A 25,356-nucleotide genomic window follows, 5' to 3' on the forward strand; every position below is an offset into this window, starting at 1 on the left:
TTAGGTGGCATTTAGGTATTCCATTGGTTTGCCCGTGTAATTGTCTAAACTGTGGCTATGTTGAGACTTCCTATTGAGCTAGAAATTGGCCTGCGTTACACCCGATCTAAACGTCGTAAGACGGTAGGTAAGCGCGATGGCTTCCTGTCCTTTATTTCGGGAATATCAACCGCCGGTATCGCCTTAGGGGTAGCTTCCCTCATTGTTGTCCTCTCGGTCATGAATGGCTTTCAAAAAGAAGTTCGTGATCGCATGCTCTCCGTTCTGTCCCATGTAGAAATTACTGCGCCAGAAGGCTTGGCAGATTGGCAACCCATCGCCCTTAAAGTTGCTGCTCAGCCTCATGTGGTTGGCGTAGCCCCAATGGTGAGTTCACAGGGATTACTCAGTCGCGATAACGTGATGCGAGGCGTTGCCATTCGTGGAATTTTGCCTAGCGAAGAGGGAAAGGTTTCGGATCTACCAAAACAATTTGTTGCTGGCAGTATTAATGATCTGCAAGCAGGTGGATTTGGTGTTGCATTAGGCGCACAACTTGCAGCTTTAGTAGGTGCTCACGTTGGTGATCGCGTGAATCTAATCGTTCCGGAGAGTGATTTAACCCCGGCAGGTGCAATGCCACGGATGCGTACTCTGCAAGTAGTGGGTATTGTGGATAGCGGCCATTACGAGTACGACAGCTCCTTAGCGATCATGCACTGGAAAGATGCTGCCGCCTTATTGCGCTTACATGACCCATCAGGTTTGCGTATTAAGGTAGACGATATGCAACGTGCTCCTGAGATAGCTACTCAATTGGCTGCGATAGTTCCACAAGCGCTATGGGTCACTGATTGGTCACGCTCCAACCGCAATTGGTTTGCTGCAGTTCAAACTGAGAAGAAGATGATGTTCATCATTCTGACTTTGATTATTGCGGTGGCGGCTTTTAATTTAGTCTCAACGCTAGTAATGACAGTCAATGAAAAGCAAGCAGACATTGCGATTCTCAGAACAATGGGCGCTAGTCCAGGATTGATTCAAAGAATCTTTTTAATTCAAGGTCTTGCTATTGGCATTATGGGTTCATTAGCCGGCGTGGCCTTAGGTTTATTAATAGCACTTAATATCGATGTGATTGTTCCGGCTATCGAAGCAATCTTCCGCGTTCGCTTCTTGCCTCGTGAGGTGTATTTCATTAGTGAGTTGCCATCGGATGTGAGAATGGGTGATGTGCTTACTGTGGGATTAATGGCTTTTGGATTATCGGTTTTAGCCACTCTCTATCCAAGTCGTCGTGCTGCCAAAGTTCAACCTGCGGAGGCACTTCGTTATGAGTGATCAAAATCAATTAGTTCTTGTCGCCAGGGGGCTTGCCAAGACCTATGGTCAAGGCCCCACTGCAGTTGAGGTGCTCAAAGCGATTGACTTAGATGTTGCACCTTCGGAGAAGGTGGCTATCGTAGGCTCTTCAGGTTCAGGCAAAAGCACGTTATTACACCTCTTGGGTGGTTTAGATACTCCTAGCACAGGCTCCGTGGTGCTTGCTGGCTCTCATTTAAATCAGTTATCAGTGAAAAAATTAGACCAATTGCGTAATCACAGTCTCGGTTTTATTTATCAGTTCCACCACCTCCTAGATGAATTTAGTGCGGTGGAGAACGTAGCTTTGCCTTTGCGGATTCGGGGCTTGGGTAATGACGAGTCTATGGAGCGAGCTAGTAAGATGCTTAAAGCAGTTGGATTGGCAGCCCGAGAACTTCATACCCCAGGCGAACTCTCTGGTGGGGAGCGTCAACGAGTGGCTGTTGCAAGAGCTTTAGTCGGGAATCCTGCTTGCGTGTTAGCGGATGAGCCAACAGGTAATTTAGATACTGAAACAGCTGATGGAGTATTTGACTTGATGTTAAATATCGCTCGCGATCAGGGCACTGCCTTTGTGATCGTGACGCATGATCCAGTTCGCGCTAAATGTTGTGATCGTATTTTGCATCTAGAGCGCGGAGTATTAAAGCCATTCTCCCAGTGATGGCGACAGTCAATCAGCTAATGTGGATTGATACTCACTGCCACTTAGATGCGCCAGAATTTTCAGGCTCACTACCATCGATTATTTCTGCAGCAAAAAATAAGAATGTTCAAGCCATTCTCTTGCCAGCAGTTAAAGCTGCTGACTGTCAACGCGTGAGAAGCTTGGCAGCTGAATTTGGAGTTGAGCTACCTGGATTGGTGTACACCTTAGGCATCCATCCCTTGTATACCAATCAAGCTCATGAGAATGACATTGCCATTCTGGAGGAGCAAATTACGCAATCGCTTGGGGATCCGCGGTTTGTAGGTATTGGTGAGATAGGTCTGGATTATTTTGTAGAGGGCCTGGATCCTCACAAACAAGAATATTTTTTCAATGCACAACTCGATTTAGCGCAACAGTTCCAATTGCCAGTAATTTTGCATGTTCGTCGCTCCCAGGATGCCATCCTTAAAGGTCTACGTCGTCGCAATATACCAAGCGGTATTGCTCATGCATTTAATGGTAGCTTTCAGCAGGCAGAGCAATTTATTGAATTAGGTTTTAAGTTGGGATTTGGTGGCGCTGCAACTTACGAGCGTGCTTTACAAATTAGAAGACTCTTAGCAGAACTACCAATTGAAAGTATTGTGACTGAGACCGATGCACCCGATATTCCGCCTGCATGGTTGCGAGAAGAGGGTGTTGCATTTAATGAGCCGGCTTTTCTACCGCGTATTGGAAGAGAGTTGGCATCTATTCGTGGTCTGAGCGATGATGAATTTGCATTAGCTGTGTGGCGCAATGCCATGCAAGTTTTACCACGCTGGTCGGCACTATGTACTGGCTTTGCAAACCCCAAACTAGCCTCTTAATTTCTTGCGCTTAGCTATTACGGCGTTTATCGCCGGGGGATCGCTCCTATTATTTTTGCCGCATGTTCCCGCAAACTGGGCATTTGGATGTTCCCTTCTCGGGGGAATCCTATTTGGTTTCATTTGTATTCCTAGATCAAAACCCTTATTGCGTCGCATGCTAGTAATTGCCCTCATGTTTGTCTTCGGGTTTGCGTGGAATGCTCGATATGCAGAGAATCGACTTAACAATATTCTTGCGGTGGAGTTGGAGGGTAAAGAATTAATGGTAGAAGGGCGCGTAGTAGGTTTGCCCCAAGGTAATGCTGATGGTGCAAAGTTTGCATTTGAAATTGAGCGTCTTCTTTTTAATGGCGAATATCAGGATCAATTTCCGAGGCAGGTTTATTTAAGCTGGCAACCCGCTTGGAGAAATCCAGAGGCCATTCCGGCAGTGATTCCGGGACAACGCTGGAAATTTAAGGTCAAGTTAAAAAGACCTTATGGTTCTTTAAATCCTTTTACCTTTGATTTTGAGCGCTGGGCATTCCATCAGGACTTTGGGGCCAACGGTTCTATTCGTTTTGGAAAGTTAATTCTGTTTAGTGACATTGGGCTTACTGAGTTTTCCATGCAGATGGAGTTAGCACGATGGGAATTGCGCAAAAAGATCCAATCACTTCTGCCTGCGGATGCACGCTATGCCGGTGTCATTATTGCTTTAGTGATGGGGGATCAAAATGCCATCAATCAGGAAGACTGGCAGGTGTTTAATGCAACAGGGATTGGGCATCTTATCTCCATCTCAGGTTTACATGTGACGATGTTGGCTGGAGTGGGTGCATCGATCGCTGGATTTATTTGGCGACGCCGTTCTTGGCCACTGTTACTTCCTGTTGCCAAGGTCGCTGCTATCGCAGGATTTCTGACTGCATTTGTCTATGCTTGGTTGGCAGGGTTTCAGATTCCTGCACAGAGAACGATGTATATGGTTGGAGTCGTCGCATTTGCGCTTTGGTCTGGCAGAAATCCGCGATCCTTTGATATTTGGTGGTGGGCGCTCGCTTTAGTTTTGCTGATTGATCCTATGGCGCCATATACCCCCGGTTTTTGGCTCTCGTTTGGTGCTGTTGCCGCAATCTTATTTGCGATGGGGGATTCAGCAGGTTTGTTAGGAATTCCTACCGGAAAAGAGCTGCAGATTCATTGGGCTCATCGCATGATTCAGGCTCTTCATGAAGCTTCTAGAGTGCAAGCAGTGGTCACTATCGCATTACTACCGTTTACTTTGTATTGGTTTTATCAGGTATCGGTGGTCTCGCCATTGGCTAATGCATTTGCTATACCTCTAGTAAGCTATGTTGTGACTCCTTTAGCTATTGCTGGAGCATTTTTGCCCGACTTTATTGGTCGTTGGCTATTGCTACCAGCGCATGCTGCCATGGAATATTTGGCTATCACTCTGGATTGGATGGCGGGGTGGTCTTGCTCGGTAGTATGGGCAAAGCAGCCTGGGTGGTGGGCATTAATCATTTCAGGGTTGGGAATCGTTTATGCCATTCGTCCAGGGGATTTAATGAGTAGTTGGAAATCACGTACCTTGGCCTTGTGCTTATCTATGCCTTTGTTTACTCCAATTTCTCAGTGGTGGACCAATAGCTCGCTAGCTGCAGGCGAATTCAGAGCAACAGTGCTAGATATCGGTCAAGGTACTGCAGTTTTGATTGAGACCCGGAATAAAAAGCTGCTATACGATACGGGCCCTATTCAAGGCAAGAAAGATGATGCTGGACAGCGAGTCATCCTTCCTTATTTTCGCGGTAGAGGCATTGATCACATTGACCGAATGGTCATTAGTCACAGTGATAGTGATCATGTTGGGGGTGGAGCTACTTTGTTAAAACATATTCGATTTGATTCAATGATGGGGTCGCTACCTTCTAACAATTCTTTGCTGGAAAATTTCCATGCGAGGAAAATTCCTAGCCTACCTTGTCGTTTTGGGCAGCGCTGGGCATGGGATGAGGTGGAGTTCATCGTTTGGCATCCGCATGAAGAGACCCTCTTTACGGATCAATACTCTAGAAAACCGAATGAAATGAGTTGCGTACTTGAGATACGTAATCAGGAACACTCTCTTTGGTTAACTGGTGATGTGGAGAAGCAGGGTGAGGCCGAAATTACTGCGCGCTTGAATGCAGTTGGATTCAGTAGCTCTGCTAACCGAAATTTAATTTTTATGGCCCCACACCATGGCAGCAAAACATCTTCTTCAATAGACTTACTTCGAACGCTGGAACCCAATTTTGCTTTTGCCCAAAATGGTTATCGCAATCGTTATGGTCACCCTCATCCAGTCGTGACGGAACGCTACAGGGGTCTAACGATCCCCTTTTACCAAACCCCGACTACGGGAGCTCAGACTTGGGTCTTTAAAGCTAAGACTGGGCCTTTAGTGCAATTTTGGAGACATGAAATTCGGCGCCTGTGGCACCGAAAAGTTGATGAAGGGAGCTAAACATGGGGCTTACTTTGGCCGCGTGCTAGTATCCTTTTAAGAAATAAAGGGGATTTAAATGTTCAGATTTATTGCTTTGCTGATAGTGGCTATTGGTCTAACGGCCTGCGCTAATAACGATAAAGTTGTGAGTAAGTGGGAAATTAACGATGTGTATAACTCGACCACGGTTAGCGTCAATCCAAGTAATGGTATGAAAACTTTCCAAGGGCCGCCCATCAACACAATGGACGCTGCTAATACCTATGAGATGTTTAGCTTAAGAGCTGAACAATCACAGCAAGGCGTCAAGACTTACCAACTTTGGGTAACGCTAACTTACTTCTCACCTTGGCGCTATTACGAATCTGCAAACTTGCTGAATAAACCTGCAAGTACTTTTAATGTCGTTGCACGGGAGGCTGGTGCATGTGAGCCACAGGGATGTATTTTCAAAGAGTCAATGACTATTGAGATGACCGATGCTTTTCTACATGAACGCATGGACAAGGGGTTCCAAGTGACGATATCGTCAAAGACGGGGGTATCAAGTGATTTATTTGTTCCTGCTCAGTATTTACAGGGTTACTTGAAGGTTGTTGATGGTACAAAAAACTAATATCTGAATGACTGCCTTGAGCCTTTTTGGGGCCCATTTTTTGATCTAATTGTTTAGATGGTTAGATGTTCAGGGGCGAGCCCTTCTTGATATTGTTCGTACATTTTTTTGTAAAGAGTTTCAATATTTTTTACAAAGATTTGGGTGTTGAATAGCGGCGACTCAACTAGATTGATTTGAAGCCTCTTTTTAATTTCATCTAATTTATTCGGAGTTTTGACTAATTCAACTGCAAGCGACTCATACTCTTCACGTGAGTTGGTTATGAGATCAGGTAGGTTTATTGCCTTAAGTAGGCTTGTAGTAACCCTTCCAGCAAATGCCTCCCCAGTTAATGCAAGGATTGGAACCCCAGCTTTTAACGCATCAAGTGCTGTTGTATGCGCATTGAATGGCAGAGTATCTAAAAACAAGTCGGCCATTCGATAGCGCGCGAGGTGATCTTCCATAAGCTCAACTCTTGGAGCGAAAATGAGGCGAGTAGGATCTACGCCCCGACTTGAGAATGCAATTAATAAATTACTCTTGAAGTCTTTGTTGTTCTCCGACAGCCATAACACGCTATTAGGAACTTTTAGCATTATCTTGGCCCAACTAGTTATTAGTTCAGCGTTAAATTTGTAGCTATTATTAAAGCAGCAGAAAACAAATGTATTGTCAGGAAGACCGAAATCTTTTTTCTCCAAGATCTTTTCGGATGCAATTCTCTTTGAGTCATCCACCATATAGCTATAAGGTAGATAAGCCACTTTTTCTGCATAAAAGCATTGATGGGTAGGGGGTATTAAGGTGGGGTCAGCAATGATGTAGTCAAAGTAACCTGTTCCAAGGGTGCCGGGGTATCCGAGGTAGTTCACTTGAATTGGCGCAGCCCTATGCGCAAAAATCCCCGTTCGACTAAATTGGGTATATCCAGATAAATCTATAGCGATATCTATCTCGTTATCCCTAGATAGTTGTGTCACTTCTTGGTCGGATTTGTTTTCAACATCTAGAAATTGATCAAATCCTGCAATGAGTCTTTTGCGAACTACACCACCAGCGTTATCTGCTTTTAGGGAAAACGCAAATATCTCAAATTCATCTCGGTGGTGTAATTCAAAAAGCTCTGCCATTAAAAAAGAAACGGGATGATCTTTAAAGTCTGGTGAAAAATATCCAATTCGGATTTTGGAGTGATTCTTTTTGGGAATGACCGGAAGGGAAGTATTCCTTGGATATTGCTTATTAGCCCAAAGTTTTGCAGTTGCTAAGTGCAGTTCAGGTTTATCTACTGCGGAAAGCATAGGAAATGGTGTCGAAACGGGTTCTTGATACTCAATCTGTTTAACAAGTCTTAACAGCTTTTCGTCCAAATCCTTCCAGTCACCTATTAGGAGCTTACTGTGGACAAGATCCCCGAGAAGATATTCATAATCAGGATTGATTTCAAAAGCAGTTTCAAAGCAGGCCAATGCTTGAGAAAATTCTTTCAGGGCCAAATATATTGAACCCTTATTGAACCAAGCATCAACATAATTCCTATTGATCGATATTGCTTCTGCATAAGATTGGATAGACTCGTTATGTCGGCCTAAATCATTGAGAGTAAGGCCTCTGTTTGTCCAAGCTTCATAGTATTTCTCATCTAAATCAAGCGCCCTATCAAATGAGATCAGCGCTTCTTCATATCGATGCAAATCACGAAGTGCACTTCCTTTGTTTGACCAGGCCTTAGAAGATTTTGGGTCAAGCATTAACGCTTGCTTAAAACTGTCAAGAGCGGTTATTAAATCCCCAGTTTCCTTATAGGCTAACCCTAAGTTCAACAAAGCCTCAGAATTATTCTTGTCGCTAGCAAGCGCTTCCTTGCATGTAGATTTCGCTGCACTAAATTTTTTAAGCTTAATTTGCGTTGCGCCAAGATTTGTCAACGTAGAGGGTCTGCCAGGGGCTAGGTCAAGAGAAGCCAGAAACTCTCTTTCTGCCTCTTCAAGTGCCCCGCTTTCTAGCTTCTGAATGCCTGCTAAAAAGTGGTCTTTGGCTTTTTGAAATGTGTCCACGTGCTTGAGTTCTTTGTTTTGGCTTTAAAGTTTGCTTACTAAAGCTAATTTTAGCCCCCGGGCTGGAGTTGATAATTCTGACCCAAAAAAGCAAAAAGCCCTTAAAGATTAAGGGCTTAGTACGTAATTCTTGGTTGCGGGGGCAGGATTTGAACCTACGACCTTCGGGTTATGAGCCCGACGAGCTGCCAGACTGCTCCACCCCGCGTCTGAGTCTTAGATTCTAGCATTTTTTGGACGTCCCTGTCGAGCTATTCCTTCAAAAGAAGCATATTAGAGCGGTTTTTTTCTCATAAATTCGAAATTAACGAGTCTTCCAGAAGGAGTAACATACTGCCACGCGTTATGTTGAATATTTGGCCTATAAAAAGGATGATTCATGTCAGTTAGCAATCCCGAATTTTCTCACTCAGAAATATTGCGGCCTGTTCAAATCCAAGGCTCAGATCATCACCAAAAGGGTGGTTTGACTACTTTAGCTCTTGGCGCAATTGGGGTTGTGTTTGGCGATATTGGTACAAGCCCACTCTACGCGTTAAAAGTTTGCTTCGACCCTACCAACGGTATACCCATGACACCAGAGTCTATTTTTGGTGTGATTTCGATGATCTTCTGGTCTTTTGTTATGGTGGTATCGCTAAAGTATTTATTGTTTGTCATGCGCGCAAATAACCATGGCGAGGGAGGCATTCTGTCTCTGATGGCGCTTGCTTTGCGTACAGCCAAAACCAACTCAAAGCGATCAGTTGTCATCATGATTGTGGGTGTTTTAGGGGCTTGCCTCTTTTATGGCGATGCGGTCATTACACCGGCAATTTCAGTTTTATCAGCTATTGAAGGTACTACCGTTGTATCAGATAGCTTCATACCTTACGTATTGCCAATCACCATTGGGATTTTATTGCTCTTATTTCTATTGGAGAAAAAGGGTACCTCAGTAGTCGGTGCATTATTTGGACCGGTCATGTTAGTTTGGTTTGGCTCCTTAGCGGTCATGGGTTTTTATCAGATTCAGGATGCGCCTGAAATCATTAATGCTCTAAATCCAATATACGCTTTTAGATTTATGATCCAGGACGCTGGGATTGCCTTTGCAGTGACTGGTTCCATCTTTTTGGTGCTCACTGGTGCAGAGGCTTTGTATGCTGACATGGGCCATTTTGGCATACGCCCGATTAAGTTTGCTTGGTTTTTACTAGTGATGCCTTGCCTTTTAATTAACTACTTTGGGCAGGGTGCGATGCTGCTAACCCAACCTGAAACCGTTTCAAATCCATTCTTTTTGATGGTCCCAGAGTCTTATACATTTGCTTTGGTTGTGCTTGCAACTTTGGCTACTGTAATTGCTTCACAGGCTTGTATTTCTGGAGCCTACTCAATGACGAGTGAAGCTATTTTGCTTGGCTTCTTGCCACGCATGAAAATTGCGTTTACTTCAGATAAAGAAAAGGGGCAGATCTATGTTCCTTTCATCAACTGGATACTATGTTTTGTTGTGATTGGAATTGTCTTAGCATTCAAGAAGTCTGAGAACCTAGCAAATGCTTATGGTGTTGCAGTTTCTACAACAATGCTATTAACAACCCTGCTGGCTGCAGTAGTCATGAAGGCATTGTGGAAATGGAATGCTTTCTTAGTGGCCATCATCATTAGTTGCTTTTTGATTATCGACATCGGATTCTTCACTGCCAATCTCGTGAAGTTATTCGAGGGCGGTTGGTTTCCCGTAGTCATTGCATCGATCTGCTTTTTACTCATGATGACTTGGTATCAAGGCCGTCAAATTGTGCGTAAACGTGTTCTGGATGAAGGTATTCGGCTAGATACTTTTATCACCAGCTTGTTGCAGAATCCACCACATCGTGTGGAAGGCACTGCTATCTTTTTAACTGCTCACGTCGATTATTTGCCGGTCTCCTTTCTTCATAATCTCAAACATAACCATGTCCTGCATGATCGCGTCTTTTTCTTAAAATGCAGCATTTGGGATGTACCCTATGTCAGCGACGACCAGCGACTGACGATCAAAGAGCTTGGCCCCAATATTTATGTAGTGCGCGCAGTTTATGGATTTAAAGAAACTCCAGATAGCAATCAAATTTTGGCTTTGCTCGAGAGTCAGTTTGGCCTGAAATTTGATTTGATGAACACATCATTTTTTCTTTCGCGAGACACTATTGTTCCAACTACATTGCCGGGTATGGCGATGTGGCGCGAGCGCATATTTGCTTGGATGTACCAAAATGCTGGTCGCCAATCTGACTTCTTTAAGATTCCTGCAAATCGTCTAGTTGAATTGGGCGCAAAGGTGGAGATTTGAGAAGTTTGCTCATGCGCTCAAAAGTATTCCTTGGAATTTTTTTGGTAGCTTGTTCGCTTAGTAGTCTAGTCTTGGCGACTCCCGCAGAAGAGGCTGAACTTGAGCAGCTCGATAAGATTGAGCAGGAGCTAGAGCTACAACGAGATTGGGCCAAATATCGTTGGGGTAAAGCCTCTTCCGAGTGCTATCAAAACTACTGGGTGAATTCCTGCATTAGAGATGCTCGCGCGCAATATCGCAAAGAGATTGATCCGATTACAGAACAAGAAATTGCTTTGCATGAGGTTCAGCGCAAACTTCGTAAAAGCCTAAAGGATCAGGACGATATTAAGCGTGCTGCAGAGCGTGCTTCTCCTGAAAAAGCTGCTGAGCGCGCTGATAATCAAAAAGAGTTTGAAGAGAAGCAAAAAGCAGCCGCGCAAAGGGCTGCTGATCTAGAGCAGCGCCGTAAAGATGCTCCAAAGCGCGCTCAAGAAAATAAAGCCGGCACACAACTCGACTAGGTAAATTTTGGCTAAAGTTAAAACGGTTTATGTCTGCCAGTCATGTGGTGGGACTTCTGCGAAGTGGTCGGGTCAATGCCCATCTTGTCAGGCATGGAATACGATGGAGGAGGGTTTACCTGAGACCACCTCGAATGCTCGCTTTCAGGGCTTGGCACAATCACTACCAAGACAAAAGCTTTCTGCTATTGCAGCTGAAGATCTGCCAAGATTTAGTACGGGCGTAGAAGAGTTCGATCGTGTTTTAGGTGGTGGACTGGTTCCAGGTGGTGTTGTGCTTTTAGGCGGTGACCCTGGTATTGGTAAGTCGACACTCTTGTTGCAAGCTTTGGCCGAAATGAGTGCATCTGGTATGAATGTGCTCTATAGCAGCGGTGAAGAATCTGCCGCGCAAATTGCATTGCGGGCTAAACGGATTGCTTTGGATGCACCTCAATTAGAGGTCTTGGCAGAAATTCAGTTGGAGAAGTTGATTGCGATTATGGATACCGTCAAACCACAAGTATTGGTGGTGGACTCTATTCAGACCTTATATTCAGAAGTGCTCAGTTCGGCCCCTGGCTCTGTCGCGCAAGTACGTGAGTGCGCTGCGCAGTTAACCAGGGCAGCAAAATCGAGTGGCATTTGCGTTTTGATGGTGGGTCATGTGACGAAAGACGGCCATCTTGCAGGCCCTAGAGTTCTGGAGCACATCGTGGATACGGTTTTGTATTTTGAGGGCGACACGCATTCCTCGTTTCGATTGGTACGTTCAATCAAGAATCGTTTCGGCGCCGTGAATGAATTAGGTGTTTTCGCCATGACTGAAAAGGGTCTGCGTGGCGTCACTAATCCTTCTGCAATTTTCTTATCGCAACATGAACAAATGGTGCCAGGAGCTTGCGTCTTAGTAACGCAAGAGGGCAGTAGACCATTATTGGTTGAAATTCAGGCATTGGTTGATACCGCGCATGTTCCTAATCCACGGCGCTTGGCTGTTGGCTTAGAGCAAGCCCGCCTTGCTATGCTCTTGGCCGTCTTGCATCGCCATGCAGGTATCGCATGTTTTGATCAGGATGTTTTCTTAAACGCGGTGGGTGGAGTAAAAATTTCTGAGCCCGCGGCTGACCTAGCAGTGCTCTTGGCGATCCAGTCATCGATTCGCAATAAGGCTCTGCCCAAAGAGCTGATCGTCTTTGGTGAGGTGGGCTTGGCTGGCGAAATCCGTCCATGCCCACGGGGTCAAGAACGTCTTAAAGAGGCTGCCAAACTGGGTTTTACGGTTGCCATTATTCCCAAGGCAAATATGCCTAAGACGAAGATTCCAGGCTTAAAAGTAATACCAGTAGAGCGGATTGATCAAGCGATAGCAGCAGCAGCTGAACTCAGTTAATTTATTAACGTAGGTCTTCTGCTTGTATGAGGAGTACTTGCTCTTCTCCAGCGGAAACCTCCATCCAAATTGCTGGAATTTGTGGGAAAGCTTTCTTAAAGTTCTCATACTCATTGCCAATTTCTAGCAGGATGGCACCGCGCTCAGATAAGTAATCTGGCGCATGAGCGATGATTCTTCTGATTAAATCCATGCCATCTTCACCACCCGCTAAAGCCAAGGCAGGCTCGGCATGATACTCAGCCGGAAGTACGCTCATTGAATTTGCATTCACATAAGGGGGATTGCAAATAATGAGGTCGAACAGGTTATCTTCATTGGGCTCTGGCAATGCATCCCATAAGTCACCATTGAGTAGTTCGATTTGAGAATTCAAACTATGACGATCAACATTACGAGCTGCCACCGAAAGTGCCGGCATGCTGATGTCACAAGCACTCACCCGAATATCGGGGCAGGAAAGGGCTAATAAAATAGCTAATGAACCATTGCCAGTACAAAGGTCTAAAGCTTTACCATCTGCTGGTAACCAAGGCTCTAATGAGCCATCTGCAATGAGTTCAGCAATCCATGAGCGAGGAACAATACTTTGTTCGCTACAGAAAAATGGCACACCCATCAGCCATGCTTCACCTAGGATATAGGCCAGAGGATTGCGAGTGGAGATTCTTTCGTCGGCAACTGCAAAGGCTTTTTTATACTGCTCATCTGAGATGGAATCTCCAAGGTGATCCAGGGTCTCTGCAGGACTTAAATGAATTTGCTTGCTGGTAATCCATAAAGCTTCGCTATGGGCATCAATCGCGCCATGCCCATAATGCAAGTTTGCTGCTGCTAGTTTTTGAGAGATTAGCTCAATACACTGATTGACTGTAAGGGGTGGTTGAGGCTCAGGGTCCATGATGGGCTATCTTAGATTAGGCAATAAGCTGCTCAAGAGTCTTGCGATAAATATTCTTTAGCGGCTCAACATCATCAACATTGACGCACTCATCAATTTTATGACTCGTCGCATTGATAGGCCCAAATTCCACTACCTCTTTGCAGATCTTGGCAATGAAGCGGCCATCGCTAGTCCCGCCAGTTGTTGATAACTCAGTCTCAATATTTGTTTCTGCTTTGATAGCTTGGCGTAAGGCGCCTGCTAGGTCGCCATCACCAGTAATAAATGGACTGCCACCCAAGACCCAATCAATCTCAAAATCAATGCCAGCATTGCTTAAGATCTTTTCTAGGCGCTCGCGCAATTGTTCTGGCTTGCTCTCAGTGGAAAAGCGGAAATTAAAATCAATGACTAGCTCACCAGGAATGACGTTGTTTGCACCAGTACCTGCGTGGATATTGGAAATCTGAAAACTGGTCGGCTGGAAGTATTGATTCCCTTTATCCCACTCTGTTTCTACCAAGGCTGCAATTGCTGGTGCAGAAAGATGAATAGGGTTTTGACCTAAGTGAGGGTAGGCGATATGCGCTTGTATGCCTTTTACCCTAAGCTTGCCTGATAAAGAACCACGACGACCATTTTTAATCATGTCGCCTAGTTGGTCGACTGAAGTAGGTTCACCAATGACGCAATAATCTAAGCGCTGACCGTGCTTTTGTAAGCGTTCACACATGATGACTGTGCCATCGTTCGCTGGCCCCTCTTCATCGCTGGTGATTAGAAAAGCGATCGAGCCTTGATGATCGGGATGGGTAGTAACAAACTCCTCAGTTGCAACAACAAAGCCCGCCAAGGAAGTTTTCATATCCGCAGCGCCACGACCATAGAGCATGCCGTCACGAATAGTTGGCGTGAAGGGATTGCTAGTCCATTTTTCGAGGGGGCCAGTAGGGACCACATCGGTATGGCCAGCAAACATCAAGACCTTGCCTTGATCGCCCGCTTTACCTTTTTTGATTGCCCACAGATTAGTTACCTGAAAGTTATCGGGACCACTCACAACACTTTCTGTATGAAAGCCAGCTGCTTGCAATCGTTTAGCAATCAATTCTTGGCATCCACCATCAGCTGGCGTAACGGAATGGCAGGCAATGAGAGCTTCGGCTAGCTCAAGGGCGGCACTCATAAAATTTAGTCGCGCAGTAATTCGTTAATAGCTGTCTTTGCTCTGGTTTGAGCATCCACTTTTTTAACGATGATGGCTGCATATAGACTGTACTTTCCGCAGGCTGAAGGAAGCGAGCCAGGAACTACCACTGAGCCAGCAGGAACGCGACCGTAATGCACTTCACCAGTTTCGCGATCGTAAATTTTGGTGCTTTGGCCAATGTAGACGCCCATAGAGAGCACAGCATTCTCTTCAATGACAACACCTTCAACCACTTCGGAGCGGGCACCAATAAAGCAGTTATCTTCGATGATTACCGGGCCGGCTTGGATTGGCTCCAAAACACCGCCAATGCCAACACCACCGGAAAGATGAACATTTTTGCCGATCTGGGCACAAGAACCGACTGTTGCCCAAGTGTCGACCATGGTGCCTTCACCTACATAAGCACCAATATTGACGTAAGAAGGCATGAGCACGGCGTTTTTGCCAATGAATGAGCCACGGCGTGCCATAGCAGGGGGTACAACGCGAAAACCGCCAGTAGCAAAATCGGCAGCCGTGTAGTTCTGGAACTTACTAGGAACTTTGTCATAAAACTGGGTATAGCCACCAGCGCCCATCGGAACGTTATCTTCTAGGCGGAAAGACAGTAAAACTGCTTTCTTAACCCACTGGTTTACTTCCCACTTGCCCACGTCACGACGTTCAGCAACCCGAATGGTGCCTGAATTGAGGCCTTCCAGGACGGCATTAACTGCGCCGCGGACATCGCTAGGGGCGCTGTCTGGAGAGAGGTTTGCGCGGTTTTCCCAGGCTTGTTCGATGATGCTTTGTGGTGATTGGCTCATGCTTTTCAGTTAACTATCAGATTGTTAAGGGATTTTGTCCCCAAAGGTAGATTTATCATTATATAGATGGGGCAAAAACACGTCTGAGTAGCCCCAAGCTTGCTATCATCTTCCCACTTTAGTGTGAATTTTGACCCCTTTATTTAACCCTCCTTTCCTCCTGAAAATACGCCGTGCAACTGAAATCCATCAAACTTTCCGGCTTTAAGTCTTTTGTTGACCCAACCCATTTTGAAATGCCTGGCCAATTAATTGGTGTTGTAGGCCCTAACGGTTGCGGAAAGTCGAACATTATTGATGCTGTTCGTTGGGTTTTGGGTGAGTCGCGCGCAAGTGAATTACGCGGTGAATCAATGCAGGATGTCATTTTTAATGGCTCTGGTTTGCGCAAGCCTTCTGGTCGAGCTAGCGTAGAACTCATTTTTGATAACACAGAAGGACGCGCACAGGGTCAGTGGAGTGCTTTTACAGAATTAGGCATCAAACGTGTATTAACGCGTGATGGTAATTCTAGTTACTACGTCAATAACCAAGTTGTACGTCGTAAAGATATTCAAGATATTTTCTTGGGCACTGGTATGGGTCCTAGGGGTTATGCCATTATTGGCCAAGGCACGATCAATCGTATCTTGGAATCGAAGCCAGAAGAGTTGCGTGTCTTCTTGGAGGAGGCTGCTGGTGTTTCCAAATATAAAGAGCGTCGCAAAGAAACTGCTTCACGTTTAGAAGACACTGTAGAAAACTTAACTCGTGTTGAAGATATCTTGCGAGAGCTAGATCAACAGTTAACACGCTTGGAGAAGCAAGCTACCGTTGCTGAGCGCCATGCTGAACTTTCTGCCCAAATGAAATCGCAACAACAGCTGTTGTGGTTCGTTCGTCAGACTGAAGCCGGTAAAGAGCAGGAGCGCCATGCTAATGGCATTCGCGATACACAAGTGAATTTAGAAGAGCAAACTGCTAAATTGCGCCATGCCGAAGCTGAGCTAGAAACTATGCGTACCCAACAGTACGCTCTGCAAGATAAAGTTTCCCAAGCACAAGGTGATTTGTATCAAACGAACTCCGATGTGAGTCAGGTTGAATCTCAGATTCATTATGTTCAAGAGGCGCGTCAGCGTTTGCAACAGCAGACACAAGATTTACAGGCGCAATTACAACGCTGGACCGTGCAAGAAACAGATGCTGCTCAAGCGCAACGCACAACTGAACATGAGTTATCAATAGCAGCTGATAAAGAGCAAAGCTTATTAGCTGATTTAAGCGGCTTGCAAGAAAAAATGCCAAGCCTTGAAGAGGCCTATCAAACATCTGCACGTGAACTCAATAGCGCGCGTGATGCTTTGGCTACAATTGAGCAGCGCCTTGCAAGTTTGGGCGAGCGTATGCGCGCCATGTCCGCACAAGCAGATGAATTGAAGGGTCGCGAGACCCGTCTTACCAGTGAATTAGAGGGTATGCGTAGACCCGATGCTCAGGCCCTGCAAATGGCAATTGATCGTCAGGCAATGGCTGCGCGTAAAGTAGATGAGGCAAAGCAGCGTGCTGGTGAAACCCAGCTACGTGTACCAGCAGCAGATGAGGCGCGAAACGCGGCTCAACAACAAATTCAGATTGCAAACCAAGAATTGGCCCAAACTGAGGCAAAGCTCACGGCCCTAACGGCCTTACAGGCAAGCGTACAAGCGCAAGGCAAGATTGGTCCTTGGCTAGAAAGTAAGGGCCTCAAGGAAAGCAAGCGTCTCTGGCAAGAGCTCAAAGTAGAGAGTGGCTGGGAAGCCGCCTTAGAATCTGTATTACGTGAGCGTTTGGCTGCAGTGACTGCAAAAAGTGTTCAAGAAACTTTGGACTTGGCAAATGATGCTCCTCCGAGCCGTTTGGCAATTTTGCTTACTGAAGACATTACTCCTGCACATACGGCAGTGCCGGCAGATTTCACACCATTACTCACTCGCGTACAAAGTGCAGGCCCTGCACGCTTGACCTCTGTGCTGCAAGAATGGTTAGACAATATCTATATATCGAGCAGCCTCGAAGATGCTCTGCATCGCCGTGAAAAATTACCTGCTGGTGGTGCCTTTGTAACCCAACAAGGCCATTTAGTAAGTCGCGTGAGCGTCCAGCTGTATGCTGCTGATTCTGAGCAAGCGGGTATGTTGGCTCGTGCTCAAGAGATGGAGAGTCTCGAAAAGCAATTGCGCGCACAACAACTCATGCAAAGCGAGCTCAAGGGCGAGTTAGATCAGTGCGTAGCAAATTACCAGGCTGCACATCAGGCTGCTGAGCAAGCACGTATAAATGCAGAGCATGCTGTTCAAGAGGCGCATGGCTTTGAAGTGGAAAGAATGCAGTTGACTCAGGCGGAAGAGCAGTACAGTCAACGTGCTGCACAAATTCAGAATGAGTTGCTTGAGTTGCGTCAGCAAATGACTCAAACCAGTGCAAATCAAGAGCAATCAGCTTCAGACTTGACCCAAGCAGAAGAATCTAAGCAAGGTCTCCAAGAAAGCCTGCAAGCTGCTCAAGCAAAGCTTGAGAACTCTACACACGAGCGCGATCGTTTACGTGAATCGCTACGCGTAGCAGAAATGGCTGCCCAAGAAGCGGCGTTTGCTACCCGCTCCTTGCAGCAACGGATTGCAGACTTACAACGTGATCAAAGTACGGCTCGTACTCAGATCATGGAGATCCAAGATAAGCATGACTTAGCTACCCAAGAGCTAGCAAGTTTGAGTGACGAAGAGGCACAAGATAAATTACAAGGTTTATTGTTAGCACGCAGTGCACGTGAAGCGGCTCTCGCTAATGCGCGCACGGAACAAGATGCTTTGTTGCATCAGTTGCGTGAGGCTGATGAAGCTCGGATGCAGATTGAACGTGGCTTACAACCTATGCGTGACAAAGTAGTGGATTTGCAATTGCGTGAACAAGCTGCACGTTTGAACTTTGAGCAATTTGCAACCTTGCTAGCAGACGCAGAGGCTGACTTAACTGCCCTCGAGGCGAGTTTTAGCGCTGATCTAAAAGTAGGGGCTTTGCAAACTGAAGTGAATCGTCTCAATACTGAGATTCAGTCACTAGGGCCAGTCAATATGGCTGCGCTTGATGAGTTGGCAAGCTCACGTGAGCGTAAACAGTTCTTAGATGCGCAATCCGCTGACTTAAATGAAGCAATGCAAACGTTGACTGACGCGATTGCGAAGATTGATGCTGAGACACGTGATTTGCTGCAAGGAACCTTTGATCAGGTTAATAGTCATTTCGGAAAACTCTTCCCTGAATTATTTGGCGGTGGTCATGCTGAATTAGTAATGACAGGCGAAGAGATTTTGGATTCAGGCGTGCAAGTCATGGCGCAACCTCCTGGTAAGAAAAATAGCTCAATCTACTTGCTCTCAGGTGGTGAGAAAGCCTTGACTGCGATTGCGCTGGTCTTCTCGCTCTTCCTTTTGAATCCAGCCCCATTCTGCTTACTTGATGAGGTGGATGCGCCATTGGATGATGCAAATACCTTGCGCTATGCTCAGCTAGTAGCCAAAATGTCAGATAAGACACAGTTTTTGTTTATCTCACATAACAAGATCACTATGGAAATTGCCCATCAACTGATTGGTGTCACCATGCAAGAGCAGGGTGTTTCCAGAATTGTGGCAGTAGATATCGCATCTGCTGTATCGATGGTGGAGGCCGCCTAAGTGTACGTAGAACAAATCATGACGATGCTGGGCTTGTCTGATTTGCAATTCGCTTTGGCTGCAATTGGACTACTCCTTTTGATATTAGTAGCGGCTCTGAATTTTAAATACGCCCGCGCACGTCGCAAAGCAAGAGAGCAAGATCAGTTAATTGATGATCGCTTTGGTCGTGAGCCCAGTTTTGCTTCTGGTTTTGCAGATCCCAATGTAGAGCGGGCTGAACCAAGCTTCAGTATTCCTGCGCCAGTAGCTCTTGAATCAGTAGCTTTTACTATTGATCCTCGAATTGATTGCGTGATCACACTGCGTTTCGACGAAGCTATTGCTGGCGCAGAGATTTTGGCTGAACTGGATGATTGGTCTGATTTACAAGGGCAAAATAATGCTAGATGGATATGTGAAGGATTAAACGCAGACCAAGATGCTGCAGAAGACTGGGAAGCACTTAAGCCTGAAGCTTCTTATTCAGAGTTGCAGCTTGCGATTCAGTTAGCGAGCCGTCGTGGCGCTATTGGCGTCTTGGAGTTATCTGATTTTTGTTCTCGTGCCCAGGCGCTTGCTGATACCCTAGGCTCTCAAATAGATATGCCAAGTGTGAATGCGATGCTTGAGAGTGCTAAAGAGCTTGATGTGATGGCGGCAGACAGTGATATTCAATTGAGTATTAATGTGCAGTTCGATGAGCCTTGCCCATGGGGCAATTTCGATGCTCTCATGCGTCAACGTGGATTTAAATTAGCTCGCAATGGCAGGCAATACGAGTTCTATAGTAATGGCGCTATGATCTTTAATAGTGCGGACTTGGATCCAAACAAGCCAGTCTCGCAGTTAACCTTATTACTAGAAGTTCCCTTGGTGTCGCAAGATGAGCGCGCCTTTGAAAGAATGTTAGGCGAAGGCTTTGAAATTTCCCAGGCTGCCCATGGCCGCTTGGTTGATGACAACGGTATTAATTTAAGTGAAGCTGCGGTCATGAGTATTCGTCAGCATCTCGATGTGCTCTATGCCAATCTTGAGAAGTCCGGCGTTCCGGCTGGATCTTCAGCAGCTAGTAGACTCTTTAGCTAGGAATTACCTTGTCGACCAATAGTCCGACAAATTTAGCGGGGCGTTACGCATTCTTGCAGGAAGAGCTAGCCCGCTTAGAACATGCTTACTACGTTCTCGATAATCCTTTACTACCTGATATTGAATACGATCGACTCTATCGCGAGCTGTTAGAGATTGAGGCTACTCATCCAGAGTGGGTTACACCAGAGTCTCTTTCACAAAGAGTTGGGGGTGCCGCATTAAAAGAGTTTGATTCAGTGACTCATGAAGTGCCGATGCTCTCGCTCAATAATGCTTTTGAAGAGGCTGAGTTGATTGCCTTTGATCGTCGCTGTAGAGAAGGTTTGCATCTCGATCACGTCGCTTATGCAGGCGAACTAAAGTTTGATGGCTTAGCCATCTCCTTGCGTTATGAAAATGGCTCCTTAGTCACTGCAGCAACACGAGGCGATGGCGCCAGCGGTGAGGATGTCACTGCCAACATTAAAACGATTCGGGCCATCCCACTTAAGCTCACAGGCAAGAATATTCCGAAAGTACTTGAAGTGCGTGGCGAAGTCTTTATGTATCTCAAAGACTTCGAGAAAATGAATCGACAGGCAGCTGAATTGGGCGAGAAAGAATTTGCCAATCCTCGCAATGCTGCAGCAGGTAGTTTGCGTCAGTTGGATTCCAAAATTACTGCAAAAAGACCGCTATCTTTCTTTGCATATGGCCTAGGCGCACTAGAGCCTCAGTCATGGCTACCCAAAACCCATGAAGAATTACTGAACGCTTATGTGGAATTAGGCTTGCCAGTATGTTCTGAGCGCAGAGTGCTGCACTCAGTAGAAGAGATTCTTGCCTTCTATAACGAAATTGGCGCCAAACGCGATTCTCTCCCCTATGACATTGATGGCGTAGTTTATAAAGTCAACTCATTTGCAGAGCAAGCCAAGCTTGGCTTTGTATCAAGAGCTCCGCGATTTGCATTGGCACACAAATATCCAGCGCAAGAAGCGCTCACCACTGTTCTGGGAATTGATGTGCAAGTAGGGCGTACAGGAGCAATTACTCCGGTCGCTCGATTGGCCCCAGTTGAAGTGGGTGGTGTGACGGTTACTAATGCCACACTTCACAATGAAGACGAAGTGAAGCGCAAAGATGTCAGAATTGGTGATACCGTATCCGTGCGTAGGGCTGGGGATGTGATTCCTGAAGTGGTTTCAGTGATTAAGGATCGTCGTCCAGCTGATGCAACGGAATTTGTAATGCCCACAAACTGTCCAGTATGTGATTCCCATATTGAGCGACTGGCGGATGAGGCAGTAGCGCGCTGTAGTGGTGGTTTATTTTGTGGTGCGCAGCGCAAACAAGCCTTAATCCATTTCGCCCATAGAAGAGCGCTGGATATCGAAGGTCTAGGTGAGAAAATTGTCGATCAATTGGTCGATCATAATTTAGTTAGAACTCCAGCAGATCTCTATAAATTAGGCTTCACAGCTTTAGCCAACCTAGAGCGTATGGGCGAAAAGTCGGCTGATAATTTGATCCAGGCAATTAATCAATCCAGAAATACCACCCTAGCCAGATTTATCTTTGCATTGGGTATTCGTCATGTTGGTGAGACGACAGCCAAAGATTTGGCAAATCACTATCAGTCGATGCACGCCTTGATGGATGCAAGTCTCGAAGACCTACTCACAGTAAAAGATGTGGGCCCGGTTGTTGCTGACTCGATCACCAGCTTTATGCAAGAGGCTCATAACCGAGAGGTCATTGAACAACTGCTTGCATCAGGAATGCAACTTGCTGTGGAAGAAAAAGTCATTAGCGCGGCAGTGGCAGGCAAAACTTTTGTTCTTACTGGCACCTTCCCAACGATGACTAGAGATGAAGCTAAAGATCTGCTAGAAAAGGCTGGAGCTAAGGTTGCTGGTTCAGTCTCAAAGAAAACGGACTATGTTGTTGCTGGAGCTGATGCTGGTAGCAAACTCACAAAAGCTAAAGAATTGGGTGTTCCGGTAATTGATGAAGTGGCGATGCTGGAGCTGCTGAAGTAATTCTATTAAGCCCCCAAGGCTTCGAGCAACTCTGTTTCTAATTGAATTTGGAGTTTGGGGTTCTTGCCAAGATTGGCAGCATCCAGCAGCAAGATATCTTCAACTCGCTCTCCCAGCGTATTAATTCTGGCAGTGTGAATAGATACCTGATGTTTAGCTAGGACTCTTGAAATGGTGTAAAGCAAGCCAGTACGGTCGCTTGCAGATAACGCTAGCGTGTAGTACCTACCGCGGTCATCGGGGACCATATGTACTCGGGGCTGAATCGGAAAGGTGCGGGATTGTCTAGACAATCGACCCATACTGGGGTTTGGCAGAGGCTCACTCTTACTTAAAGCTTGCGTTAATTCAAACTCCACTAGTTGAATGAGATCACGATAGCTGCCACCCTCATCAACCAAATTACTGCCAGAGATTTGGAAACTATCTAAAGCGTAGCCATGGCGCGTTGTATGAATGCGTGCATCCCAAATCGAGAAACCATGTCTTTCAAAATAGGCGCAGATTCGCGCAAAGAGATCTTCTTGGTCTTTGACATAGACTGCCACCTGAAGACCTTCACCAATGGGTGAAAGGCGGGCGCGCACAATCGGTTGCTCACTATTCACTTTGTTATAGAGATGGCGAGTAAGCCACGCAATATCAGAAGAATCTTGTCTCAAGAAAAAAGCCACATCCAATTGCTTCCAAAAATCCTGATAGGAATCATCATTAATGCCATAGAGGCGCAATTTGGATCTAGATTCTTCTTGATGATGTGCTAACTCGGAGAAGGCATCCGGCTTGGCACCGCCAAGCACTCTGAGGGTGGCACGGTAGAGGTCTTCCAATAGTTTGCCTTTCCAGGCGTTCCAAACTTTATGGCTGGTGCCACGAACATCAGCCACCGTTAATAAGTAAAGGGCGGTGAGATGGCGCTCATCCCCCATCTTCTTTGCAAATGCCTTCACAACATCAGGATCGGTAATATCTTGTTTCTGCGCTACTTGACTCATGTTGAGATGCTCGGCCACTAACCATACCAATAGCTCAGTATCTTTTTTATCTAGGCCATGCTCTTTAGCAAACTTGCGCATGTCGGCTTTGCCTAGTTGCGAGTGATCACCCCCGCGACCCTTAGCAATGTCATGAAACAGCGCGGCAATAACCAGTAGCCACGGTTTTTCAAAATGGGCAATGAGGCTGCTGCAAAATGGAAACTCATGCGTGTGCTCAACCACCATGAAGCGTCTTACATTGCGCAGCACCATCAAGATATGTTGATCAACGGTATAGATGTGAAAGAGATCATGCTGCATTTGTCCGACGATTCTTCTAAATGCTGGGAGGTATCTACCTAAGACGCTGCTGCGATTCATGAGCTGGAATGCGCGACTAACGCCTTCGGGTTGCTTTAGGAGCTCCATAAAGAGCGCCCGGTTGGCCGGATCTTTACGCCACTGACTACCCATTTTCTGGCGGGCGTTATAGAGAGCTCTGAAAATCGTCGCAGAGAGACTTTTTACATTTGAGGCTTGGGCAAAAACCAAAAATGTTCGCAGAATTTGTTCGGGGTGTTTTTGATAGAGCTGCGGATCTGTAATATCCAAGACACCCTGCCTCTCAATAAAGTGCTCGTTGCCTTCGCCTGGAATGGAGTGGGTTGTTTTGGATTCTTGTGGGAAGAGCAGCGCTTCAATGTTCTGCAATAGAACATCATTTAATTGATTTACCGCTTTTGCAGCCCAGTAATAGCGTCGCATGATGGCTTCACTGGCTTGACGCGAAGACTCAGATTCAATCCCCATAACTTTTGCTAGAGAAGTTTGTAAGTCAAAAGCTAAAACATCCTGTCTACGCCCAGCCAACAAATGCAGATTTGCTCGTAAGGTTTCCAAGAAGCGTTGATTGCGATTCAGTTCGGTTAATTCGCGTTGAGTAATAAGGCCTGCTTGATTGAGGTCTTTGAAGGTATTCCCGAGTAGCGCGGCTTTACTTACCCAAGAGATCACCTGAAGGTCGCGCAAGCCGCCGGGGCTCTCTTTGCAATTAGGCTCAAGTGAGTAGGGCGTATTTTGGTACTTATAGTGACGCTGAATTTGTTCTGCGAGCTTTGCTTGAAAAAATGCTTTGGGATCCATTGCGGATTCAAAAGCGCTCACAAATTCATTGAAGAGGGATTTATTTCCGCACAACAGGCGTGACTCAAGTAATGAGGTACGAACAGTAATGTCTTGCTCAGATTCAGAGATGCATTCACCCACAGTTCTCACGGATGAGCCAATCTCTAAGCCCGTGTCCCAACAACTTGCGACAAACTGCTCAACCTGTTTAGAGAGCGCAGCAGATTTTTTCTCATCTGCTGGAAGCAGAATCAAGATATCAATATCGGAGTATGGAAATAAGGCGCCCCTACCAAAACCACCAACGGCTATGAGGGATGCTTCGGTATTGAGGCCAACGCTATTCCATAAATGGATTAGCAATTGATCGCTGAGTTTGCAAAGCTGTTTGGTCAGTTTGCCAACAGCTTGTGTTTCTCGAAACTGGGTATAGGCGATTTCTCGAGCAGCACGCAGGCTTGCTGCATCGGTAATCTGCTGAGAATTGCCCATGGATTTAAGCGCTGGCTAGAGAGGGTCTAAAAGTGAGCCCTTTGACACAGTCGGGTGGAGGATTGCTACCCTCCGACCAAGTGAGTACTTCAACACCATTTTGGGTCACCAAAAGAGTGTGTTCCCATTGCGCCGAGAGACTACGGTCTTTGGTTTTAACAGTCCACTGATCCGGCATGGTACGAATATCTCGTTTACCAGCATTGATCATCGGCTCGATGGTGAATGTCATGCCGGCAACCAATTTTTCGCCAGTACCCGGTTTGCCGTAGTGCAGAATTTGTGGATCTTGATGAAACACTTTGCCAATACCGTGGCCACAATATTCGCGGACTACAGAGTAACCAGCATTTTCTGCATGCGTTTGAATGACGTGACCAATGTCACCAAGTGATGCGCCAGGTTTTACTTGAGCTATGCCAAGCCACATACATTCAAAAGTAATTTGCGTGAGGCGCTTCGCCATGACTGAAGCTTCACCCACCATAAACATTCGACTGGTATCACCGTAGTAACCATCAGGGGTAATGACAGTGATATCCAAATTAACCACGTCACCACTCTTCAAAACTTTATCTCCCGGGATACCATGACAAATGACATCGTTCACTGAGGTGCAGATCGATGCTGGGAAGGGTGGATAGCCTGGGGGCTGATAATTGAGCGGCGCGGGAATCGTCTTCTGGACATCACGCATGTATTCATGACAAATGCGATCTAGTTCGCCGGTAGTAATGCCAGCCTTCACGTGTGGTGCCACATGATCGAGAACTTCACTAGCTAAGCGGCCAGCTTCGCGCATCCCAAGAATGTCTTTTTCTGCTGTAAATACACTATTCATGCCTTGATTATCAACGACTTGGATAAATTCAGCAG

General features: G+C 46.1%; 17 protein-coding genes and 1 tRNA gene. 11 read left to right on the forward strand and 7 right to left on the reverse strand.

Annotated elements, in window-relative coordinates:
- Positions 1 to 57 precede the first annotated feature (57 nt).
- From IEN92_RS05945 to IEN92_RS05965, 5 genes are read left to right on the forward strand one after another with little or no spacing between them, the layout of a single operon-like run.
- The gene (locus tag IEN92_RS05945; RefSeq protein ID WP_215375731.1) at positions 58 to 1,320 is read left to right on the forward strand and encodes a lipoprotein-releasing ABC transporter permease subunit; all 1,263 of its coding nucleotides are present in this window, start codon (positions 58 to 60) and stop codon (positions 1,318 to 1,320) included.
- Positions 1,313 to 2,008, forward strand: coding sequence for an ABC transporter ATP-binding protein (locus IEN92_RS05950; RefSeq protein WP_216161549.1), 696 nt, complete (start codon positions 1,313 to 1,315; stop codon positions 2,006 to 2,008). Before IEN92_RS05945 ends, IEN92_RS05950 begins: the two co-directional genes overlap by 8 nt.
- Positions 2,009 to 2,028: 20 nt before the next feature.
- Positions 2,029 to 2,865, forward strand: coding sequence for a TatD family hydrolase (locus tag IEN92_RS05955; RefSeq protein WP_216162246.1), 837 nt, complete (start codon positions 2,029 to 2,031; stop codon positions 2,863 to 2,865).
- Positions 2,866 to 2,920: 55 nt separating this feature from the next.
- Entirely contained in the window at positions 2,921 to 5,362 is a 2,442-nt protein-coding gene (locus tag IEN92_RS05960) for a DNA internalization-related competence protein ComEC/Rec2 (protein WP_216162248.1), read from the forward strand.
- Between the two features lie 58 nt (positions 5,363 to 5,420).
- On the forward strand, positions 5,421 to 5,960 hold the full coding sequence (locus IEN92_RS05965) for a hypothetical protein (protein ID WP_216161552.1): 540 nt from the start codon (positions 5,421 to 5,423) through the stop codon (positions 5,958 to 5,960).
- A 53-nt stretch (positions 5,961 to 6,013) separates the two neighbouring features.
- On the opposite strand, the gene IEN92_RS05970 is transcribed toward IEN92_RS05965, so the two are convergent.
- Together IEN92_RS05970 and IEN92_RS05975 are read right to left on the reverse strand one after the other, a co-directional pair.
- Complete coding sequence (locus IEN92_RS05970) at positions 6,014 to 8,002, reverse strand: tetratricopeptide repeat protein (protein ID WP_216161555.1); 1,989 nt, start codon at positions 8,000 to 8,002, stop codon at positions 6,014 to 6,016.
- A 131-nt stretch (positions 8,003 to 8,133) separates the two neighbouring features.
- Positions 8,134 to 8,210: transfer RNA gene (locus IEN92_RS05975), tRNA-Met, on the reverse strand.
- Positions 8,211 to 8,381: 171 nt separating this feature from the next.
- On the opposite strand from IEN92_RS05975, the gene IEN92_RS05980 reads away from it, so the two are divergent.
- From IEN92_RS05980 to radA, 3 genes are read left to right on the forward strand one after another with little or no spacing between them, the layout of a single operon-like run.
- Positions 8,382 to 10,322, forward strand: a complete 1,941-nt coding sequence (locus tag IEN92_RS05980) for a potassium transporter Kup (RefSeq protein ID WP_215375739.1) — start codon at positions 8,382 to 8,384, stop codon at positions 10,320 to 10,322.
- 11 nt (positions 10,323 to 10,333) lie between these two features.
- Positions 10,334 to 10,825 (forward strand): hypothetical protein, encoded by a 492-nt coding sequence (locus IEN92_RS05985; RefSeq protein ID WP_215375742.1) that lies wholly within the window; start codon positions 10,334 to 10,336, stop codon positions 10,823 to 10,825.
- A gap of 7 nt (positions 10,826 to 10,832) precedes the next feature.
- Positions 10,833 to 12,197: a DNA repair protein RadA gene (radA, locus tag IEN92_RS05990; protein ID WP_216161558.1), complete on the forward strand. Its 1,365-nt coding sequence runs from the start codon at positions 10,833 to 10,835 to the stop codon at positions 12,195 to 12,197.
- 4 nt (positions 12,198 to 12,201) lie between these two features.
- Here the strand turns inward: radA and prmB are convergent, their stop codons facing one another.
- The 3 genes from prmB to dapD are packed head-to-tail and all read right to left on the reverse strand — an operon-like array spanning position 12,202 to position 15,099.
- Entirely contained in the window at positions 12,202 to 13,098 is an 897-nt protein-coding gene (gene prmB, locus IEN92_RS05995) for a 50S ribosomal protein L3 N(5)-glutamine methyltransferase (RefSeq protein WP_216161560.1), read from the reverse strand.
- Positions 13,099 to 13,114: 16 nt separating this feature from the next.
- Complete coding sequence (gene dapE / locus IEN92_RS06000; RefSeq protein ID WP_215375751.1) at positions 13,115 to 14,266, reverse strand: succinyl-diaminopimelate desuccinylase; 1,152 nt, start codon at positions 14,264 to 14,266, stop codon at positions 13,115 to 13,117.
- Between the two features lie 5 nt (positions 14,267 to 14,271).
- Positions 14,272 to 15,099, reverse strand: coding sequence for a 2,3,4,5-tetrahydropyridine-2,6-dicarboxylate N-succinyltransferase (dapD, locus tag IEN92_RS06005; protein WP_216161563.1), 828 nt, complete (start codon positions 15,097 to 15,099; stop codon positions 14,272 to 14,274).
- 173 nt (positions 15,100 to 15,272) lie between these two features.
- Between dapD and smc the strand changes: the two genes are divergently transcribed.
- The 3 genes from smc to ligA are packed head-to-tail and all read left to right on the forward strand — an operon-like array spanning position 15,273 to position 21,886.
- Positions 15,273 to 18,794, forward strand: a complete 3,522-nt coding sequence (smc, locus tag IEN92_RS06010; RefSeq protein ID WP_216161566.1) for a chromosome segregation protein SMC — start codon at positions 15,273 to 15,275, stop codon at positions 18,792 to 18,794.
- Entirely contained in the window at positions 18,795 to 19,862 is a 1,068-nt protein-coding gene (locus IEN92_RS06015; protein WP_370623878.1) for a cell division protein ZipA C-terminal FtsZ-binding domain-containing protein, read from the forward strand.
- A gap of 8 nt (positions 19,863 to 19,870) precedes the next feature.
- Entirely contained in the window at positions 19,871 to 21,886 is a 2,016-nt protein-coding gene (ligA, locus tag IEN92_RS06020) for an NAD-dependent DNA ligase LigA (RefSeq protein WP_216161567.1), read from the forward strand.
- Positions 21,887 to 21,891: 5 nt separating this feature from the next.
- Here the strand turns inward: ligA and IEN92_RS06025 are convergent, their stop codons facing one another.
- Positions 21,892 to 24,480: a [protein-PII] uridylyltransferase gene (locus tag IEN92_RS06025; RefSeq protein WP_216161570.1), complete on the reverse strand. Its 2,589-nt coding sequence runs from the start codon at positions 24,478 to 24,480 to the stop codon at positions 21,892 to 21,894.
- 4 nt (positions 24,481 to 24,484) lie between these two features.
- A complete protein-coding gene (gene map / locus IEN92_RS06030; RefSeq protein ID WP_216161573.1) occupies positions 24,485 to 25,321 on the reverse strand; it encodes a type I methionyl aminopeptidase in 837 nt (278 codons plus the stop codon).
- Between the last annotated feature and the right edge of the window lie 35 nt (positions 25,322 to 25,356).

The sequence above is a fragment of the Polynucleobacter sp. MWH-Creno-3A4 genome (assembly GCF_018881885.1).
GTDB lineage: Bacteria > Pseudomonadota > Gammaproteobacteria > Burkholderiales > Burkholderiaceae > Polynucleobacter.

What these genes read in the sequence shown, in the direction of transcription:
- IEN92_RS05945 (WP_215375731.1), top strand. Translation starts at nt 58, where the DNA reads ATGTTGAGACTTCCTATTGAGCTAGAAATTGGCCTGCGTTACACCCGA.
- IEN92_RS05950 (WP_216161549.1), top strand. Translation starts at nt 1,313, where the DNA reads ATGAGTGATCAAAATCAATTAGTTCTTGTCGCCAGGGGGCTTGCCAAG.
- IEN92_RS05955 (WP_216162246.1), top strand. Translation starts at nt 2,029, where the DNA reads ATGTGGATTGATACTCACTGCCACTTAGATGCGCCAGAATTTTCAGGC.
- IEN92_RS05965 (WP_216161552.1), top strand. Translation starts at nt 5,421, where the DNA reads ATGTTCAGATTTATTGCTTTGCTGATAGTGGCTATTGGTCTAACGGCC.
- IEN92_RS05980 (WP_215375739.1), top strand. Translation starts at nt 8,382, where the DNA reads ATGTCAGTTAGCAATCCCGAATTTTCTCACTCAGAAATATTGCGGCCT.
- IEN92_RS05985 (WP_215375742.1), top strand. Translation starts at nt 10,334, where the DNA reads ATGCGCTCAAAAGTATTCCTTGGAATTTTTTTGGTAGCTTGTTCGCTT.
- prmB (WP_216161560.1), bottom strand. Translation starts at nt 13,098, where the DNA reads ATGGACCCTGAGCCTCAACCACCCCTTACAGTCAATCAGTGTATTGAG.
- dapE (WP_215375751.1), bottom strand. Translation starts at nt 14,266, where the DNA reads ATGAGTGCCGCCCTTGAGCTAGCCGAAGCTCTCATTGCCTGCCATTCC.
- dapD (WP_216161563.1), bottom strand. Translation starts at nt 15,099, where the DNA reads ATGAGCCAATCACCACAAAGCATCATCGAACAAGCCTGGGAAAACCGC.
- IEN92_RS06025 (WP_216161570.1), bottom strand. Translation starts at nt 24,480, where the DNA reads ATGGGCAATTCTCAGCAGATTACCGATGCAGCAAGCCTGCGTGCTGCT.
- map (WP_216161573.1), bottom strand. Translation starts at nt 25,321, where the DNA reads ATGAATAGTGTATTTACAGCAGAAAAAGACATTCTTGGGATGCGCGAA.